This window comes from Rhodopirellula maiorica SM1, from assembly GCF_000346295.1.
Taxonomy (GTDB): Bacteria; Planctomycetota; Planctomycetia; order Pirellulales; family Pirellulaceae; genus Novipirellula; species Novipirellula maiorica.
The window spans coordinates 1-687 of record NZ_ANOG01001045.1 but is presented as its reverse complement, the minus strand read 5'-3'; the positions used below and the strand labels follow the sequence as shown (position 1 = coordinate 687).

Below are 687 nucleotides of genomic sequence, written 5' to 3'. Positions count from 1 at the left end.
CCAAGGACCGGATCCGGTGTCGCCTTTTTTCGTCGTCTTCGACAAACGCGTCGTGCAGCGCCGTCATTTCCATAAACGGCATCAAGAAGATGGCCGCGCTGACCGTGCGGCTGTTACGTGAAAAGCCATGAAAATCCACCGCGCCCGCAGGGAATTGGCTGTAGGCGGAGTGATAGTTTTGGATCGCCAACCCCAATTGTTTCATATTATTGGAACATTGCATGCGACGTGCCGCTTCACGCGCAGCCTGCACCGCGGGCAAGAGCAGCCCAACCAATACGCCGATAATTGCGATCACCACCAGCAATTCAACCAAAGTAAAACCTGTCAACTTCCGCTTTGCTTCACGATTCATCTGTCCGCCTTCAATAACATATTGTGAAAAACAATTGTAAAAATTGAGACAAGCAACAACACTTGCCACAAAGCTCCGCCTATGACCGCAATCTCAATGCCCGCCCCATTCTCTATAGACAACGACTGATACCGTCCAATGGAGAAGCGGTTAGAACGAACGCGCAAAAGTACCACGCTCGCAATCACTCGTGTGGCTGAAGTCGTAAAAAATCGGAATCACGAAAGCAAAGCAATACACGGATAACCAAAACTGATACCCTGTTAACAAGAGAAGTCAAATTCCACTCAGTAACGCAAAAAAAGGCTCAACCCTACAAACGTCGTTGTTCG

The 687-nt window shown here is 49.1% G+C and carries 1 protein-coding gene; it reads right to left on the bottom strand.

Translation table 11 applies throughout. From position 1 onward, the window contains the following. On the bottom strand, positions 1-355 hold a 355-nt coding region (locus tag RMSM_RS33985), incomplete at its 3' end, for a type II secretion system protein (protein ID WP_008708412.1). Positions 356-687: the final 332 nt, after the last annotated feature.